Annotated in this window: 16 protein-coding genes; 7 read left to right on the top strand and 9 right to left on the bottom strand. The window is 56.5% G+C overall.

Going from position 1 to position 17,877, the window contains the following annotated elements; all coding sequences use genetic code 11:
- Nucleotides 1-33: 33 nt before the first annotated feature.
- From J2X72_RS14760 to J2X72_RS14750, 3 genes are read right to left on the bottom strand one after another with little or no spacing between them, the layout of a single operon-like run.
- The gene (locus J2X72_RS14760; RefSeq protein ID WP_310073096.1) at nt 34-624 is read right to left on the bottom strand and encodes a hypothetical protein; all 591 of its coding nucleotides are present in this window, start codon (nt 622-624) and stop codon (nt 34-36) included.
- 18 nt (nt 625-642) lie between these two features.
- Nucleotides 643-2,391: a ShlB/FhaC/HecB family hemolysin secretion/activation protein gene (locus tag J2X72_RS14755; RefSeq protein ID WP_310073094.1), complete on the bottom strand. Its 1,749-nt coding sequence runs from the start codon at nt 2,389-2,391 to the stop codon at nt 643-645.
- Between the two features lie 13 nt (nt 2,392-2,404).
- Nucleotides 2,405-3,088: an invasion associated locus B family protein gene (locus J2X72_RS14750; protein ID WP_310073092.1), complete on the bottom strand. Its 684-nt coding sequence runs from the start codon at nt 3,086-3,088 to the stop codon at nt 2,405-2,407.
- Nucleotides 3,089-3,599: 511 nt separating this feature from the next.
- Here J2X72_RS14750 and gnd point away from each other — a divergent pair.
- A complete protein-coding gene (gene gnd / locus J2X72_RS14745; protein WP_310073090.1) occupies nt 3,600-4,637 on the top strand; it encodes a phosphogluconate dehydrogenase (NAD(+)-dependent, decarboxylating) in 1,038 nt (345 codons plus the stop codon).
- 41 nt (nt 4,638-4,678) lie between these two features.
- Nucleotides 4,679-5,347: a hypothetical protein gene (locus J2X72_RS14740; protein WP_405044723.1), complete on the top strand. Its 669-nt coding sequence runs from the start codon at nt 4,679-4,681 to the stop codon at nt 5,345-5,347.
- Between the two features lie 46 nt (nt 5,348-5,393).
- Here J2X72_RS14740 and J2X72_RS14735 read toward each other — a convergent pair whose 3' ends face one another.
- Nucleotides 5,394-6,398: an aldo/keto reductase gene (locus J2X72_RS14735; RefSeq protein WP_310073088.1), complete on the bottom strand. Its 1,005-nt coding sequence runs from the start codon at nt 6,396-6,398 to the stop codon at nt 5,394-5,396.
- A gap of 99 nt (nt 6,399-6,497) precedes the next feature.
- Between J2X72_RS14735 and J2X72_RS14730 the strand changes: the two genes are divergently transcribed.
- The 3 genes from J2X72_RS14730 to J2X72_RS14720 all read left to right on the top strand — a co-directional run bounded on the left by J2X72_RS14730 (nt 6,498) and on the right by J2X72_RS14720 (nt 9,376).
- A complete protein-coding gene (locus J2X72_RS14730) occupies nt 6,498-7,409 on the top strand; it encodes a LysR family transcriptional regulator (protein ID WP_310073086.1) in 912 nt (303 codons plus the stop codon).
- A gap of 118 nt (nt 7,410-7,527) precedes the next feature.
- Nucleotides 7,528-8,817, top strand: a complete 1,290-nt coding sequence (locus J2X72_RS14725; RefSeq protein WP_310073084.1) for an Hsp70 family protein — start codon at nt 7,528-7,530, stop codon at nt 8,815-8,817.
- Between the two features lie 79 nt (nt 8,818-8,896).
- The gene (locus J2X72_RS14720) at nt 8,897-9,376 is read left to right on the top strand and encodes a MaoC family dehydratase (protein ID WP_310073082.1); all 480 of its coding nucleotides are present in this window, start codon (nt 8,897-8,899) and stop codon (nt 9,374-9,376) included.
- Nucleotides 9,377-9,382: 6 nt separating this feature from the next.
- Here the strand turns inward: J2X72_RS14720 and J2X72_RS14715 are convergent, their stop codons facing one another.
- From J2X72_RS14715 to J2X72_RS14695, 5 genes are all read right to left on the bottom strand, one after another.
- Nucleotides 9,383-10,558 (bottom strand): alpha/beta hydrolase, encoded by a 1,176-nt coding sequence (locus J2X72_RS14715; RefSeq protein WP_310073080.1) that lies wholly within the window; start codon nt 10,556-10,558, stop codon nt 9,383-9,385.
- A 188-nt stretch (nt 10,559-10,746) separates the two neighbouring features.
- Complete coding sequence (locus J2X72_RS14710; RefSeq protein WP_310073078.1) at nt 10,747-11,301, bottom strand: sarcosine oxidase subunit gamma; 555 nt, start codon at nt 11,299-11,301, stop codon at nt 10,747-10,749.
- The gene (locus tag J2X72_RS14705) at nt 11,294-14,272 is read right to left on the bottom strand and encodes a sarcosine oxidase subunit alpha (RefSeq protein ID WP_310073076.1); all 2,979 of its coding nucleotides are present in this window, start codon (nt 14,270-14,272) and stop codon (nt 11,294-11,296) included. Before J2X72_RS14705 ends, J2X72_RS14710 begins: the two co-directional genes overlap by 8 nt.
- Nucleotides 14,273-14,276: 4 nt before the next feature.
- Complete coding sequence (locus tag J2X72_RS14700; RefSeq protein WP_210003324.1) at nt 14,277-14,633, bottom strand: sarcosine oxidase subunit delta; 357 nt, start codon at nt 14,631-14,633, stop codon at nt 14,277-14,279.
- A 23-nt stretch (nt 14,634-14,656) separates the two neighbouring features.
- Nucleotides 14,657-15,910: a sarcosine oxidase subunit beta gene (locus J2X72_RS14695; RefSeq protein ID WP_210003325.1), complete on the bottom strand. Its 1,254-nt coding sequence runs from the start codon at nt 15,908-15,910 to the stop codon at nt 14,657-14,659.
- A 400-nt stretch (nt 15,911-16,310) separates the two neighbouring features.
- Between J2X72_RS14695 and rpsU the strand changes: the two genes are divergently transcribed.
- Nucleotides 16,311-16,562, top strand: a complete 252-nt coding sequence (rpsU, locus tag J2X72_RS14690) for a 30S ribosomal protein S21 (protein WP_112532314.1) — start codon at nt 16,311-16,313, stop codon at nt 16,560-16,562.
- A gap of 128 nt (nt 16,563-16,690) precedes the next feature.
- Nucleotides 16,691-17,563 (top strand): tetratricopeptide repeat protein, encoded by an 873-nt coding sequence (locus J2X72_RS14685; RefSeq protein ID WP_310073068.1) that lies wholly within the window; start codon nt 16,691-16,693, stop codon nt 17,561-17,563.
- Nucleotides 17,564-17,877: the final 314 nt, after the last annotated feature.

Here is a 17,877-nt window from a genome sequence, read left to right as displayed (position 1 = left end):
CGTCGTGGGGGGATGCGTTTGGTCTCATAAAAGTCAGCCTTTTGCCGGCGTGAGCCAAGATTTGACCTTCTTTGCAAACGTTTCAGCCAAAGTGGCAGCAACAGCAGTCTGATTGGGTGTCACGGCTGCGTTGATAATCATTGCTGGAATGATGGCCAACCCGCCGCCCCTGACTGTCATATCGTTGGTACGTATTCTTTGTGGCTGTGCGATCAGCTTTCCTGTCCGCACATCCTCGATCCGCACCGTTCCGTCGATAAAACTGTTCGTGCCTGCAACAATGCGGCCGGGTGCCGATGCCACATCGACGTCATGCAAGGTCACAACAAGTCGTGCTGGGACCGTGCCACCGGGATATCCTTTGAGATCGCGTGCCAATGTGCTTTGCAGCACACGAGAGACTGCCGCGACTTGCGATTCCTGCGTAACGCCATTCAGAAGCGGCATGCCCATCTGGACGTCCGGAGTAGATTCAACACGGACGTCCACTATTCTCGTGGTTTTGAGAGCTGCAGTAAGTCGCGGATCCTGCGTGACACAACCGGCAAGCACAACGGTGCAGCCAATGGACAAGACCATCATTGTGAAGGTGCGTAGGAAGGTTGTTGATCGCTGGTTATCCATATTCGTCCCTCTGATTGCCTACCAACGCACTGATGTTGAAAAATAAAAGAGCCCGCTGTGATCCGTATCGGCGCTCGCTTGTAAAATGCCGGAGTAACCGACATCAGCGGAAAGAGTGCCTCCGGCAAGCCGTGCACCTGCACTCCAACTGGTCATGTCGCCCTCCGGGATCCCATACTTCTGTTGTGAGAACACATGCCCGTAATCGAGCCCGACATAGGGGCGGAATTCGCCGAGGCGTTTCGTCAGCAGCGCATTGTTTGCCCAAGGCAAAGTTCTCCAGACAAACTCATTGCGGCTGAAGAAGCCATTGTTGCCGAACAAAAGACTGTCCCGGCTGCCACGCACGTTCGAATAGCTGCCAAGCGAGATTTGTTCGGCACCGAACAGATTATCCGGAGAATACTGACCAGTGAGGAGCGAGCTGAATTCGAAACGCTGCTTTGCCACCTCGATGGGTTTGGTTGCATTAATCGTTGCCGTAAACTTGGCAAAGTCCGGATTGGCATTGCCGGCGCCGGGATCACCCCGCTCAACCGCACCGAAGAGATCAAGACCCTGTTCGTAGCCCGCATCAAGCACCCAGAGCCCGCCAAGCATGCGGCGCGAATGCGATATGCCAATATTGGCAACCGTATATTCCCGACTTCCCACTTCGATCTTACTGCCAAGCAGGAAATTGTTGGTTTCCTTGTAAGCCAGTCCGGTATTGAGGGTGGTGATGGAATCCTTGTCGCGACCAATGACGCGATCGATACCAAGGCCCAGCTGGCTGGAATCACCGGATGTCTTGATCGTGCTAAAATTACCCTGGGTCTCGCTGTCGTATTCATACCACGAGCCATTAAGTGAGAACGTCCAATAGCCATAGGGAATGCTGACAGTGCCCGAGTAGCTGTCACTCTTCCCCCAGCCATCGTCGCCCCAAGGATAATCGGGGCCGGTATGTTCATAATTGAGTGCAATGAGATCGTTGAGGCTCAGCAGATTGTCCATGCGGAAAGACACCGAGCTTTTGGACGTGCCTGTCTGCTCCTGTCCAAGGTTGCTGTTGGCAACGGAAACATGCCACGGGATGATATCCGGCTTGTTCTCCACGTTGAGAACGGATGTGCCTTCGCCCTTGCCAGGCAGCATCGCTGTCTTGGCATTGTTCGAGGACAAGCGGTTGATCTGATCGAGCCCCTGCTCGATATCGCGAATATTCGCAATCCTGTCCTTCATCCCCGGAAAAGCCGTTCCGAGAACAGTCGGATAATCCGCTGGCTTGCCATTGAGATAAATATCGGACAGCGCACCTTCCACCACGATCAGGCGTAGTGTCCGGGTAGCCCTTATATCCTGCTCGGGCACGTAAGCCCGCGAGGTGATGTAACCTTTATTGAGATAGACATAGGTCAGGTCACGCAGCAGCGTGTTGATCTCGGCAAGACCCACGCATTTTTTCTCGTATGGCCGGGTGACCGAAGCAATGTCCTTTGCCGAGAACTGCTTTACGCCCTCAACGACGACAGTGTTTATGGCAAAGCAAGGTCCACCGGTTTGAATCTTCGGTCCGGTTTGTGGTGCATCAAGCGCCGCATTCGGTTTCGGCGTCTGTTTCTTCAACGCTTCCAGCCGATCGGCCTGTTCTTGTTCCGCCTGCCGCCGCGCGAAATCATCTGCCGGAGACTTTTGGGTAGGAGACCGGGCAAAAGCTGCACCCGCCGCCAGCAACGAAGCAAGCGCTGTCCACGTCACAAAATGGTGCCGCCAAGTCAAATTCATCAATAGGCCCGCCTTATTTCGAAGCAGGCTTCTGAAGTTCTGTCAGCGCAGCCGACAGCCCTTTCAGCGAAAACTTGATATTGATGTTTTGACCATTCATCAGGCGAAGGCTGCCTGCCGCATCGCTGTTCTTCTGCAGCGCAGTCAACATCTTTGCATCGAGGTTCACTTGAGCCCAGCATCCCGCCTGATTGCAGTTGCGGTAAGCCATCTGCGCAACGGGTTTGTCAGCCGCCGTAATGCTAAACCCCGAAGGCAAAAACACATTGAGCGGAACCAGTGCCATTAACAACAGCTCCGACCCGGGCGCTGGCTGCGATTTAGCCTCTTTACCTTTGGCAGCGGGAGCCGGCGTCGTCTTGGCAATTGCCAGCGTCAGAATATTGACGTCCTGACCGTTCTGCTTGACCTGAGCGATCTGCGCCACTTCACACGACGCAGCAGCTTTTCCATCAGCCACCTGCGTATCAACACAGCGATAATACCAATCTTCAAATTTGACGGAGGTAACATCAGGCGTTGCAGGTTGTGCCGATGCTGGAGCGGCAGATCCCGCAGGATTACCAGAAGTTTGTGGTGCTGTAGCAGCCGGAGGTTGCGTTTCTTGGGCGATAGATAGCTGAGGCACACCGATCGTCATCAAGGCTAATGCAACAAAATTTACAGAAACTGATCTATTTAAGTATTCCCAAGCCATGCGATATCCTCGCGTAAAAATAATCACTATGGCGAAACCTTGATTTCGCTCGAAAAAGTTTTTTAAATATATGCAATGCAATGCTGCTTAACGGATTGGCCCAAGGCGTCTGCTGCTGTCAATAAGTGCAACTACGTGAGAGGGGCCAAATTGGGTGGTATTGAAAAATAGAAATTCACTAGTGCAAAAAAGCCACATAATTTCAATGGGATACAGTCTTCTGTATTTCACAAAATGCAATTGTTCCCGATTTAATTGAATTTTTGAAATGATCTTGACGGCTCGTCTGGTTTTGGCGGATCGGTTGCGGGCGCGCGCGCCACAGCTGGCTGTCTCGGTAGGCCGGCGACGCGTAGGCCACTGTCCTCGGCCGTAGTCTTCCATCACGATCTTATGACCAGGTGCATCGCTTGTGCCGCCATATATGCCGACCTACGTTGTCGGTGGCATTGCCCTGTCGCCGTTTAGGTGTAGCCTTCTGAACAATTCCAACCTTCGGCGGAGATTCGAGATGCAGCTTGGTATGATTGGACTGGGGCGTATGGGCAGCAACATGGCGCAGCGCCTGATGAAGCATGGCCACGACTGTGTGGTTTACGACACGCGCGCCGAGAGCATGGTGGAGTTACAGAGCCTCGGCGCCAAGGGCAGCACGTCGCTGCAGGAATTTGTCGCCATACTGGCAAAGCCCCGCGCGGTCTGGCTGATGTTGCCGGCTGCAGTCGTGGACAAGGTTCTGGGACAATTGGTCCCGCTGCTCGACAAGGACGATATCGTCATCGATGGCGGCAATTCCTACTATCACGATGATATCCGCCGCAGCGGCGAGCTGAAATCCAGCGGCATCCACTATGTCGATGTTGGTACGAGCGGCGGTATATTTGGCTTCGAACGCGGCTATTGCCTGATGATCGGCGGCGAAAAGGATATTGTTCAACACCTTTCTCCCATCTTTGCCGCCCTTGCTCCCGGCAAAGGCAATGTGCCCGAAACACCGAGCCGGCTGGAGAACCCTGTCGCCGACAGCACGGCCGATCAAGGCTACCTGCATTGCGGGCCGCATGGCGCCGGACACTTCGTCAAGATGATCCATAATGGCATCGAATACGGATTGATGGCTGCCTATGCGGAAGGCCTCAACATTCTGCGCAATGCGGATATTGGTCTGCGCTCGCATGAGGTCGATGCCGAGACGACACCGCTACAGAATCCCGAGCATTATCAATACGAGTTCAACCTGCCGGACATTGCCGAAGTATGGCGCCGCGGCAGCGTCGTCAGTTCGTGGCTTCTCGACCTCACGGCCGATGCCTTGCATGGCGATCCCGCGCTCGCGAGCTATGAGGGGCGCGTCTCGGATTCGGGCGAAGGCCGCTGGACAGTCATGGCCGCGATCGACGAGGCGATACCGACGCCCGTTCTCAGCGCTGCCCTACAGGAACGGTTCTCTTCGCGCGGCAACGCCGACTTCGCCAACAAGATCCTGTCCGCCATGCGACGCGAGTTTGGCGGACACGTGGAAAAACAGGCGCCGAAACCGGCTGGGTAATCCCGCCCGCCGGACGCCTGTGCATATAGGAGTACAAAGTCATGGACTTAAAAATGTTGAGATCGACCCTTCCGATACTGGCTCTGGCCGCTGGCGTGGGGATGGCGCTGCCGCTGGAGGCCAGCGCCCAAAGCATGATGAAGAAGGGTCCGTCAACCATGACGACGAAGGCGTCCAACAGGGTCAATGTCCGTGGAACAATCGAGAGCTTCAACGACACATCCATTGTCGTCAAAACACGAGAAGGACCGGATGCAACTGTCACCTTGAGTGATGGCTGGGTTGTCGGCGGCGTTGCAAAGGCGTCGCTGGATGACATCAAGAAGGGCGATTTCGTTGGGATAACCAACGTGCCGAAAAGCGAAGGGGGCAACAGCGCGCTTGAGGTCGTGATCTTTCCGGCTGCGCTCAAGGGCACAGGCGAAGGCGACCGTCCCTGGGATCTGAAGCCAAATAGCAGCATGACAAACGCCACGGTCGCCGATGCGGTCAAGGACGTCGATGGCCGTACCCTTACAGTCACCTATCGTGGCGGCGAAAAGAAGATCGCGGTTCCCGACGGCACGCCGATCGTTACCCTTGCACAGGCCACAAAGGACGATCTGAAGCCCGGCGCGACTGTCTTTGTCGCCGCCGAGAAGGGTAGCGATGGCACCCTCACCTCGAAGCGCGTCGTGGTCGGCACCAACGGCGTCGTTCCGCCGATGTAATCACAAGACAACATCCCGGAAACAGTACGGCTTCCGGGATGGGCACTCAATGGTGAACGCCAACTTCGCTATCGAGATGCGCCATCTGCACTTCGGCATAGCGCGTCCCGGCAGCAGCGCCTTTCGGCACGGCATGTTCGATAGCGCTCAGGTCTTCTCTTGTCAGCTTGACGTCGATTGCACCCAGCGCTTCGCTCAACCGGTCGCGCCGTCGCGCACCGATCACCGGTACGATGTCCTCGCCCTGCGCCGCGACCCAGGCGATGGCGATCTGCGCCACCGTCAAACCCTTGCTGGCTGCAATTTTCTGCAACGCCTCGACCAGCGCCAAGTTCTTGTCGACATTGTCCCCCTGGAACCTTGGGCTGTGCGTGCGGAAATCTCCCGGATCCGTGTTACCCTTTTTCCAATGCCCGCTGATGAGACCACGTGAAAGCACGCCATAGGCGGTGATCCCGATCCCGAGTTCGCGGCAGGTCTGGAGAATACCGTCTTCGATGCCGCGCGAAATCAGCGAATACTCGATCTGCAGGTCGACGATTGGGTGAACGGCTGCGGCCTTCCGGATAGTAGCCGCACCAACCTCGGACAAGCCAATATGCTTGACATAACCGGCCTTGACCATGTCGGCGATCGCACCAACCGTATCTTCGATCGGTACATTGGGATCGAGTCTTGCCGGCCTATATATGTCGATATAGTCGACACCCAGGCGTTGCAGCGAGTAGGCGAGAAAATTCTTGGTCGCTTGCGGCCTTGCGTCAAAGCCGGACCAGCCGCCCGCGGGATCGCGAAGCCCGCCATATTTGACGCTGATTACCACGTCTTCGCGCTTCTTGCCCTTCAAGGCCTCCGCAATCAGCAGTTCATTGTGGCCCTGGCCGTAGAAATCGCCCGTATCGAGAAGATTGATCCCTGCATCAAGCGAAGCATGAATGGTCAAAACGCTTTCGGCGCGATCGGACGGCCCATAAATACCCGACATGCCCATGCAGCCGAGACCGATTTCGGAAACACGCGGTCCGGTTTTTCCAAGTTGACGATATTGCATATTCTAACTCCGGTTTTCAAACTTCCCCATCAATATAAAACAACTATGTTTGTGCGATAATACCGTCTATTGTGTACGGGTTGTTCGGAAAAATGCACAATGATTGAGCCTGATCTGTCGGACCTTGGTGCGTTGGTAGCTGTCGCGCATGCCCGCAGTTTTCGCGCGGCGGCCGCGCTTCGCGGTGTGTCGGCGTCTTCCTTGAGTGAAGCCATTCGCCGGCTGGAAGCGCGTGTTGGCGTACGATTGCTCAACCGCACAACGCGCAGCGTCACACCAACCGAGGCCGGAACGCAGCTGCTTGAACGTCTTGATCCGGCGCTGGGAGAGATTGCCGGAGCGCTCGATGCTCTCAATAATTTTCGCGACAGCCCTACCGGCACGCTCAAGCTCAATGTGCCGGTCATCGTGGCACAAAAGATCCTGCCGACGATCGTCAACCGATTCCTTGCAGCATATCCCGGAATCACGCTGGAGATTTCTGCCGTCGACACTTTCATCGATGTGCTGGCGGCAGGATTTGATGCGGGAATACGCTACGACGAAAGCATCGAGCGCGATATGATTGCAATCCCGATAGGCCCCCGCACCCAGCGCTTCATGGTTGCAGCAGCACCATCGTATCTCGCAAACAACGGCAAGCTCGAGCATCCGCGCGATCTCGTCCATCACGCTTGCATACGTCACCGCTTTGCCAGTGGCGTTGTTCTAAACTGGGAATTTGAACGAAACGGCAAGCTGTTAAAAATCACCCCCAACGGTCCGCTCATTGCCTCGACTGCGGATATCGGGGTTGGTGCTGCCATTGCCGGTATTGGGCTGATCTATACATTCGAGGAATACTTGAGCCCGGCGTTGGCCAGCGGCGAACTCGTCCCGGTGCTCAGCCCCTGGTGGCAGAGCTTTACGGGCCCTCGTCTCTACTATCCGAGCCGCAGGCACATGCCGGCGCCGCTTCGGGCTTTTGTGGATTTCGTTAAAAATAGCGAACATCCGCAAGTTCAAGCGTAGGTCTCTTGCATCCACTGCCCCGCTATGCCATGACGCGCGCTCCCATTCGAGGCGGTGCTTTGCGCGGCCCTTCATAGATTCTCGACCACTCAATTTCCGATACAAAAGGAGCGCTGCCGTGGCTCAGGCGCTGGGTTTCGACTTTGGTACGACAAATACGGTTATGGCCTTGGCCGATGGATCGTCGACCCGCTCGCTGGCATTCACCAGTGCGGCGGGCACGGCTGACAGCATGCGAACCGCCTTGTCGTTCATGAAGGACCCCCTCGCAGGCGCATCCGCTTTGAAAGTCGAGGCCGGACATGCTGCCATCCGGCAGTTTATCGACCATCCCGGCGAATGCCGTTTCCTGCAATCCATCAAGACTTTTGCCGCAAGTGCGCTGTTCCAGGGCACGTTGATCTTCGCCAAGCGCCAGACTTTCGAGGACCTGATGGAGATATTCCTGCGGCGCCTTAGAATCTATGCAGATGGCAACTGGCCTTCGGACATAAAGCGTGTGGTCACCGGACGCCCCGTACATTTCGCCGGCGCAAATCCTGATCCGGTGCTGGCAACCGAGCGCTACAACGAAGCATTGACGCGCTTTGGATTTCCGGAAATCCACTTCGCTTATGAGCCGGTTGCAGCAGCATTCTACTTCGCCCAAAATCTCAAAACCGACGCGACAGTACTGGTTGCCGATTTCGGTGGCGGTACGACCGACTATTCGATCATCCGCTTTGAAACAACGGCTGGAAAGCTCAACGCGACACCGATTGGCCATTCTGGCGTAGGCGTTGCCGGTGATCATTTCGATTATCGCATGATCGACCAGATCGTCGCGCCGCAGATTGGCAAAGGCAGCTTGTTTCGAAGCTTCGACAAGACCCTCGAAGTCCCCGCCTCGTGGTACGCCAATTTCGGGCGCTGGAACCAGCTTTCGATATTCAAGACCTCGCGCGAGTTTGCCGCTTTGAAAAAACTCGTCCGTGACAGCCTTGAGCCGGAAAAGCTGGAGATTTTTGTCGATCTGGTCGACCACGACGAAGGGTATCCGCTCTATCAGGCCGTGTCTGCCACCAAGATCGCGCTTTCATCGGCAGATGAAGCGGCGTTCGATTTTGCACCACTCGGGCACGGTGGCCACAAAACTATCCGCCGCTCCGATTTCGAAGGGTGGATCGCCAGCGATCTGGCCCGTATCGAAGGCGCGCTTGATGATGTGCTCGAAAAGACGAAGACCTCGCCTGCCCATATCGACAAGATATTCCTGACCGGTGGTACATCCTTCGTTCCGGCGGTCCGTCGCATTTTTACCGAGCGGTTCGACCAGGATCGAATCGAGAGCGGCGGCGAACTTCTTTCGATCGCTCACGGCCTTGCGCTGATCGGCGAGCGCGACGACATCAGGCAGTGGACCGCTTAGACAAGAATTGCTTGAGGGATGACAATCTGGCTGCAACGGTCTATCGAACAGTTTCGAGATTACGTTTGGAAACGGGATTATGAAAGAAGCGGTTACGCTCAAGCAACTCACTGCAGCCATCGGAACTGAAATCGGCTGTTCGGAATGGCGCGTGGTCAGCCAGGAAATGATCAATCTGTTCGCTGACGCGACCGATGATCATCAGTTCATTCATACCGATCCGGAACGCGCCGCGGAAACGCCCTTTGGCGGCACTATCGCTCATGGTTTTCTGACGATCTCACTGCTGTCGACATTGGCCTATGAGGCGCTCCCGATGATTGAAGGCGCGACCATGGGCATCAACTACGGTTTCGACACAGTGCGCTTCATGGCGCCGGTAAAATCCGGCAAGCGAGTACGTGCCCGCTTCAAGCTCGTGGATGCTGATATCCGCCCTTCGGGCCGTGTTCTCAACAATTATGAAGTAACGCTTGAGATCGAAAACTCCCTCAAGCCCGCGCTTGTCGCCAATTGGCTCACTATCGCGGTTCTGGAACACCCGCCGGAAATGGACTGAGCAGGTTCACGTGAGGCTGCCGGCCGCATCAAGCGGCGCACCGCTTTCCCGATAGGTGGTCACAAGGTCCCTGAATTCGAACGGGCCTTGCACGAACATCCCCATATCGTAAGGATTGCGGATTTGTGCGCCCTTCAGAAACAACAAATGCATCTTGAAGAAGTTGGCCTTCGCACGTGCATAGCGTGTAGCGCTGTGAATATTCTTGAAGCGGACTTGGCGGATGATCGGTTGGTCGACGACCGTTATTGCCAGCGCAGCTGCGGGGTTGGACTTATAAAAATGGATGATGTCGGTGATGGTCTGAAACTCGGCCCAGAGCACCGGCGTTTCCTGGAGAACGGCCCTTGTGTCTTCGCGCAAGCTCGTCGCCCGCGGGTGAAAGGCGATCATCAGCAGGCACGAGCCCGCAGCCAGCAGCGACACGGGCTTTTGTTTTAGAAGTTGCGGGTTGCTGCGCCAGACATCGGCTATGGCCTCCACGGCAGGAACGGTCCCAAGGCTATGCGCGACGATCACAACCTCATCGGCATCACTCGTTTGCAATTTACGCACGAGATGCTCCGCAAACTCGCGCCTGCGTTGCAACAGTCTCGGATTACGCTGGTGAATACGGTCGGATGCTGCGGTCCAATCATCCAGCAAATAGGAGAAGAACACCTTGTCGCCTGGCCAACGGACCAGCAGCCGGCCGAACAGCAATGCCAGTGGTATCGTCCAGATCAGATGGAGTGCGTTGAACCCGCCCAAGAGTGGCGACAGGCCGAGGCAGATTGTCACCAGCGTGACGAAGCAGGCGAACGCAAACGGCCACAGGAAGAAGATGCAGAACCGCCAACTCGTCCAGAGATAGCGAAAGAACGTACCACTCAAGATGATATCGAGGAACGCCATGAGCCCCGTGGCAAAACGCGCCGCCACGTTTCTCGCAGCGTAGGTGTCGAAAATATCGGCGCTACCATATTGGCAGAATTCCGTTTCGGTCTGCCAATTTGCGCCGGTGGTTTCGATATGCATGGAAGCGATGTTCGGCCCCTCCGCCAGCATCGGTCCGGTCTTCGTCTTTGCGTGCCAGAGGCGGCTGAAGTCAGCAGAGCTGTTCAAATATCGGCCGCGCACCTTGTCAGGATGCAACCCTTCATAGCCGGTAAAATTGATAACCAGACGCTTTCTGACAGCCATCACGATTCTCTATGCGAAGAGACCGCGTAAGACTGCAGCCACCGGGCATCTCATTGGGGCGAACGGCGGCGCAATTGTGGTCGGCCGCCCAAAGTTGAGCGCCACTAGCATATAATCGTTACAGTTTGTACTGCCCGGGCCAGTTATCTTCTGCCAAGTTGTTCGACATACGAAAAATCCGGAATCCGCTAGATAGCGACGTCTCGCGCGGATTCCTGCAGAAATGCATAGGCATAACTGGAAAATGATCGCCAGCACTCGACGCGGAAAACGTCCTCGCCTGTCCGCCACAGGACGATCTCGATCTTGCCAAGAACTGTCCGCGACGCAGCGCCTACAGGGAAAGTTTTCAGCGACAGGTCCTGCGGGCAACCGCCATTGATGACCGCGGCGGCGCCTCTGCCGTTCACAATAATCCCGACATTGCGATGTGAAATATCGACCGCCGAATGCAGCACTTTCGCCTTGGCAAGATCGGCAACAACAGCACTATCGGCATCATCGATGATCAGCCATTCGTCCGGGCCAATCCAAAGGGCTGCGCGGCCGCCGCTGGACGCGGTAGTCTTCGGCTTCACGGGCAATGTCACGCCCAGTGCCTTGGAGAGCGCAGGAAGCGCATTGTCCTTGGCGCGAAGCGAAACACGGGTCGCGTTGTCCGCCAAGGTGACCGAGACGGAAGCGACATCCAGCGGGCCCGCCTGCAGCGGATGACGTCGTGTTGCCTGGACGATCTCAACCATTCAAGCGCTCCCCCTTCTCGTCAAAAAATACGGTGCCGGTGACTTCCACTTCGATCACGCCATTCGGCATTGGTACGTATAGCGTTTCGCCAAGCCGCTTTGATCCGTCGATCACCAGCGCCAAAGCAATGGAGCGGCCGCAATTCTCCGACCAATAGGACGATGTCACGTGACCGATCATGGTCATTGGTACCGGCTGGTTCGGGTTTGCGACAATCTGCGCGCCCTCTTCCAAAACCGTCGTCGGATCAACCGTTTTCAGACCGACAAGCTGTTTACGGCCGTCGGCCACCAGGTCCCGCCGCAAAAGGCCGCGAATGCCAACATAGTCCGTCTTGTTCTTCCCGATAGCCCAGGTCAATCCCGCATCCTGCGGTGTGACGGTGCCGTCCGTATCCTGGCCAACGATGATATAGCCCTTTTCGGCGCGCAGGATATGCATCGCTTCGGTGCCATAAGGCGTCAGGCCCAAAGGCTTGCCTCGTTCGTAGACGGCCTCCCAGACGGCCCGGCCATAGTCGGACGGCACGTTGATTTCATAGCCTGTTTCGCCGGTAAACGACATGCGGAACAGCCGTGTCGGCACGCCGCAAATCGTTCCTTCGCGCACGCTCATATGCGGCATGGATTCGTTGGACATATCAATGCCTTGGACCAGCGGTGCTATGATCTCACGAGCCTTCGGACCCTGCACGGCAATCACAGCCCATTGCTCGGTCGTCGAAGTCAGCCAGACATCAAGGTGCGGAAATTCGGTCTGGAGGTAATCTTCCATATGATGCATGACGCGCGGCGCACCGCCCGTTGTCGTTGTCACATGAAAACGGTCTTCCGCCAGTCGGCCGACAACGCCGTCGTCGTAGATGAAGCCGTCCTCGCGCAGCATGATTCCATAGCGAAGGCGTCCGACGCCAAGCTTTTCCCAGGGATTGGTATAAAGCAGCTCAAGGAATTTCGCAGAATCCGGGCCGACCACTTCGATCTTGCCAAGCGTCGATGCATCGAAGATGCCAGCCTGATTACGCACGGCAACACATTCGCGATTGACCGCAGTGTGCATGTCTTCGCCCGCCTGGGGGTAGTACCAGGCACGCTTCCATTGACCGACGTCCTCGAAAGCAGCGCCCTGCGTCGCGTGCCAGCTGTGCATAGGCGTGCGGCGGGTCGGATCGAACAGATCATGCCGCGCGTGGTTGACAATCGCGCCAAAGGTAACTGGCGTGAATGGAGCGCGGAAGGTCGTCAGACCCACCGCCGGGATCGGCCGGTTCAACGCCTCGGCAGCGATGGCGAGGCCATGCAGGTTCGAGGTTTTGCCCTGATCGGTCGCCATGCCATTGGTTGTAAAGCGCTTGACATGCTCGATGGAATGCATGCCCTCACGCACGGCCAGCCGTACATCTTTGGCCGTAACGTCGTTCTGAAAGTCGACGAAAGCCTTGACAGTTGTGTCGGCACCGGAGCCGGGCGCCGAGCCGATCATGCCCCCGATCCAATTGGTACCGCCAGTCGCGACAATAGGCTTGCTTTTGCCTCCGCCTGCTGCATGGGCCTCGTCTAGCGTTGCCTGCAAACCGTCGGTTCCGTTGCAGGCTCCTATCGAAACACATTCCTGCGCGTAGGTGCCCGGCAGGAAGCGCTCGTTTGCCGCATCCCATGCGACCTTGCCACGGGACTGCGAAAACAGATGAACCGATGGCGTCCAGCCGCCGGACATGATCAACGCATCGACGGCGACCTTCCGTTCGCTACCGCCCCTCGTCGGCTGGATCGACATCGACGACACGCGCCGCTTGCCGCCGGCGCTGAAAACGGCGTGGCCAGTCAGAACCTCGATATCGAGTGAGCGGGCAGCGTCCACGACGGCCGGCGTTGGATTGTCGCGCGTATCCACGATGACGGGCACGTCGATACCCGCGCGCTTGAGGTCGATCGCCGCCGCATAGGCCGAATCGTTTGAGGTGTAGACACCGACCTTCCGGCCGATGGCAACGCCATATTGATTGAGGAATATTCGCGCCGCCGAAGCAAGCATGATACCCGGGCGATCATTGTTGGCAAAGACCATCTGCCGCTCGATAGCACCTGTGGCGAGCACGACCTTTTTCGCCCGAACCTGCCATAGCCGTTCACGCGGCATATCGGACGCCGGATTGCTCAAATGGTCACTGATGCGTTCTACCAGACCGACGAAATTCTGGGCATAGTAGCCAAACGCTGTCGTACGGGTCAGGACGGTGACATTGTCCAACGCGCGCAACTTCGCGATCGCTGCAGCGGCCCATTCAAAACCGGGCAGATCGTCGATGATGACATCGCTTTCATAACGCAGGGCACCGCCTGGCTCGGCTTGCTCGTCGCAGATGATCACGCTTGCTCCGCTCGACGCTGCGCTGAGAGCTGCAGTCAGACCAGCGGCACCGGCGCCGACAACCAGCAAGTCGCAATGAGCAAACCGGTTGGAATAGCGGTCGGTATCGGCCTCGTCCGGAACCACGCCGAGCCCGGCAGCGGCGCGAATCTTCGGCTCGTAAATTGTCTTCCAGGCAAATTTGGGCCACATGAAAGTCTTGTAGTAAAAGCCGGCGGGCAACATCGGCGAGAACACATCGTTGATCGCCCCGACATCGAAGGTCAGCGACGGCCAGCGATTCTGTGATTTGACCTTGAGACCGTCGTAGATCTCCTGCACGGTCGCACGCACATTTGGCTGCTTGCGCGATTTGTCGCGTTCGATATCGACCAGCGCGTTCGGCTCTTCGCTGCCTGCAGAGAGAATGCCGCGGGGCCGGTGATACTTAAACGAGCGCCCAACGAGATGAATGCCGTTGGCCAGTAGTGCCGAGGCAAGCGTGTCGCCTTCGAGGCCGGTCAGGCTCTGCCCGTCGAATGTAAAGCGAACGGTCTTCGCCGGGGTCAAGCGGCCTACGCCCGGGATACGGTTACTGCCGGAGTGGGGAGAGGTGCTCATTGGCTTATACCTCCACTTTCTTGGCACGGGGGCGTTTCATGACGGGGGTGTCGGTTTCGGCAGCCGCCGGTGACAGCAGCGTACTCACGTCAGGACGTGGCTCGCCGGCCTTGTAGACCGTCAGGAATTTGTCCGAGACAGAATCGCGCACCGCATTGAAGAACCGGCCGCAACCATGAATATGACGCCAGCGTTCGAATTGCAGCCCCTTAGGATTTTGGCGAAAATAGAGAAAACCGGCAAAATCGTCGTCCGACTGCTCGATGATCGGATTGGCGCGCACAAGATGTGCTTCCCCTGCATTGCGGAATTCGAGTTCCGGACGCTCTTCTTCGCAATAAGGGCATTTGATGAGAAGCATGGTTCTATCTCGTTTCTTGAAAATCAGTGCGCAACGGCAGCGGCTGCGGCCTCGTCGATGAGGCGGCCGGTGGTAAACCGCTCAATCGTGAACGGCGCGTTGATGCGGTGGGGCTCGTCGCGAGCGATCGTATGAGCGAACACGTTGCCCGAGCCCGGTGTCGCCTTGAAACCTCCGGTGCCCCAGCCGCAATTAACATAGAGCCCGGACACGGGCGTCTTGGCCAGGATCGGCGAGCGATCCGGCGTCACATCGACAATACCGCCCCAGGAGCGCAGCATCTTCAATCGTGTCAGAACCGGGAACATCTCGCAGATCGCATCGAGCGTATGGTTGATGATGTGGAGACCGCCGGTCTGCGAATAGGACGTGTATTGGTCGGTGCCAGCACCGATGACCATCTCACCTTTGTCCGATTGCGAGATATACGCGTGAACCGTGTTGGACATGATTACGCAGGGGATGAGCGGCTTGACCGGCTCGGATACGAGCGCTTGCAACGGATAGCTTTCGAGTGGCATGCGCACGCCAGCCATGTTCATAATGACAGAGGTATGGCCAGCTGCCACAACGCCGACTTTCTTGGCATTGATCGGGCCGCGATTGGTATCGACCCCCACAACTGCTCCATTTGGCGCACGGCGAATTCCCGTCACTTCGCAATTCTGGATAATGTGAACGCCGCGATCAGCTGCGGCGCGGGCGTAACCCCAGGCGACGGCATCGTGCCGGGCGGTGCCACCACGCCGTTGCAGCGCTGCGCCGATTATCGGATAGCGGGCATCCGCTGAAAGATTGATTGGCGGGCAGAACTCTTTGACCTCTTCCGGCGTCAGCCATTCATTGTCGATGCCGTTGAGCCGGTTGGCATGGATATGCCGCTTGAACACCTGCACGTCGTGGATGTTGTGCGCCAGCATCATTACACCGCGCGCCGAATACATCACGTTGTAATTGAGGTCCTGGCTGAGACCTTCCCAAAGCTTTACAGCGTGCTCGTAGATACCGGCGGATTCGTCATAGAGATAGTTGGACCGGATAATTGTCGTGTTGCGACCGGTGTTACCGCCGCCAAGCCATCCCTTTTCAAGTACGGCGACATTGGTAATGCCGTGCTCCTTGGCGAGATAATATGCGGTGGCAAGCCCATGCCCGCCTGCGCCGACAATGATGACGTCATATTCCGGCTTGGGTTCGGGCGAACTCCATTGCTGATCCCAGCCTTTATGGGCACGCATGGCCTCGCGGGCCAAGGCAAACACCGAATATTTCCGCATCGTTCATTCCCAGCAACTTGGCCCAGCAATTAAGCCATCGCACAGCTATTGTTCAAACCCGTTTACTTGCATTGCCTGTTCAGAAATCGACATCGATTTTAAGAGCGAGAGCCATGCTTCTATGCATCAGTATCGTATCCGCTTAAAGCTCTTTTGCCATTTTGCGACGGAGATTGGCGCTGCGTGCCGGTTAATTTAAAATTCCGAGGCACGAGGGCATTTTCTATCCGAATATCCGCCATTGCCCGCAACAGAACCATGGACATACTCGGAACTTTCTGATAATGGCCACCCTAGTTTGCGATGGATGACCGTCGCGAAGTCTGGTTTGTTGTCCCATGGTCAAAGATTAGGGATTAAGGTCAGGCTCAACGAAATTCTAAGAGATACAGGATAAAACGTGCAGGTACTCGTACGCGAAAATAATGTTGATCAGGCTCTCCGCGTTCTCAAGAAGAAGATGCAGCGCGAAGGCATGTTCCGCGAAATGAAGATGCATGATCATTACGAAAAGCCTTCGATCAAGCGCGCCCGCCAGAAGGCAGAGGCAATCAGCCGCGCCCGCAAGCTTGCTCGCAAGCAGGCCCAGCGCGAAGGCCTTCTTCCAATGCCTGTGAAAAAGACACCGGTTCGCGCTTCAGCGGCTCGTTGATCTTCGATTCATCGACGCCTTGACCCGATTACGGGGTGGAGTGGCTTGCGTCACACCGCCCTTTTTCGTTTGGTGCCATCGGAACAATAAGGCCTTTACGGCTTTTCATTGAACGGGACACATAAGACATGACACATCCGGTTGAACTGGCCTCACATCGCGCAATCTGGGCGGCCCCTAAGACATTACGTGTCACAGGACTCGTCATTGCCTCTGTTCTCGCGCTTGCGATCGCCGGATGCCAGAGCACCTCGACCACGGACATGACTGGTATCGATAAGGCGCAGGGTTCCACCGAGAATATTAGCTCGCTTAACGACGTTATCCGCAACAATCCCAAAGATCCGGAAGCCTATAATGTCCGCGGATCGGCCTATGGTCGTGCCGGCAAGAACAGTGACGCAATTAAGGATTTCAATACGGCGCTGCAACTGAACCCAAATTTCTACCAAGCTTACGCCAATCGCGCGCTCGTCTATCGCAACATGGGCAACACGGCCCAGGCGGCTGCGGACTACAGCAAGGCAATCCAGATCAATCCGCAATACGATGCCGCCTATATTGGCCGGGGCAACCTTTATCGCCAACAAGGGCAACTGGATCAGGCTCTGAATGATTTCAACCAAGCCATCCAGTTGAGCACGACGGACGCACGCGCCTATCACAACCGCGGCCTGATCTATCAGGCGCGCAACCAGCACAAGCAGGCGATCGAGGATTTCTCCACAGCCATCTCTTTGCAGCCCGATGCAGCGGAGCCCTATAACGGTCGCGGAATCTCCTACGTCGCGCTTGGCGACGATGACAATGCCTTCGATGATTTTAATACGGCAATCAAACTTGATGGTGACATCGCAGAGGGTTGGGCCAATCAGGCGCTAATCTATGAACATCGCGGCGACAAAGCCCGCGCTGCGAAATCCTACGCCAGGGCCGTGCAATTGGATCCCAATTACAAGCCCGCACGCGACGGGCTGGCTCGCACACGCAAGACTTCTTGATTCGCGCCAAGGGCAAACGCTTTGTCGTTGTCCTGGCTCATCCGCTTAGGAATAGTCTTTGAGCGCATCTGCAGCTGTCGCGGCTTCTTTATATCCGGAGAAGATTGCCGCCGATTAACTCGCGTACCTGCGAGAGGCAGCTTAAGCGGAAACTGCGAATACTGATCTGATCAAACAAAAGGCCCGCCAAGTCTGGCGGGCCTTTGTTAACTCGATTGAGCCCTTGTCAGTGATCGAGTGCTTTGACGATATTTTCGACCATTTTCTTGGCGTCGGCGAAGAGCATCATGGTGTTGTCGCGGAAGAACAGTTCG

Source organism: Phyllobacterium sp. 1468 (assembly GCF_031455525.1).
GTDB lineage: Bacteria > Pseudomonadota > Alphaproteobacteria > Rhizobiales > Rhizobiaceae > Phyllobacterium.
This window is presented reverse-complemented; position numbering and strand designations above follow the sequence as displayed.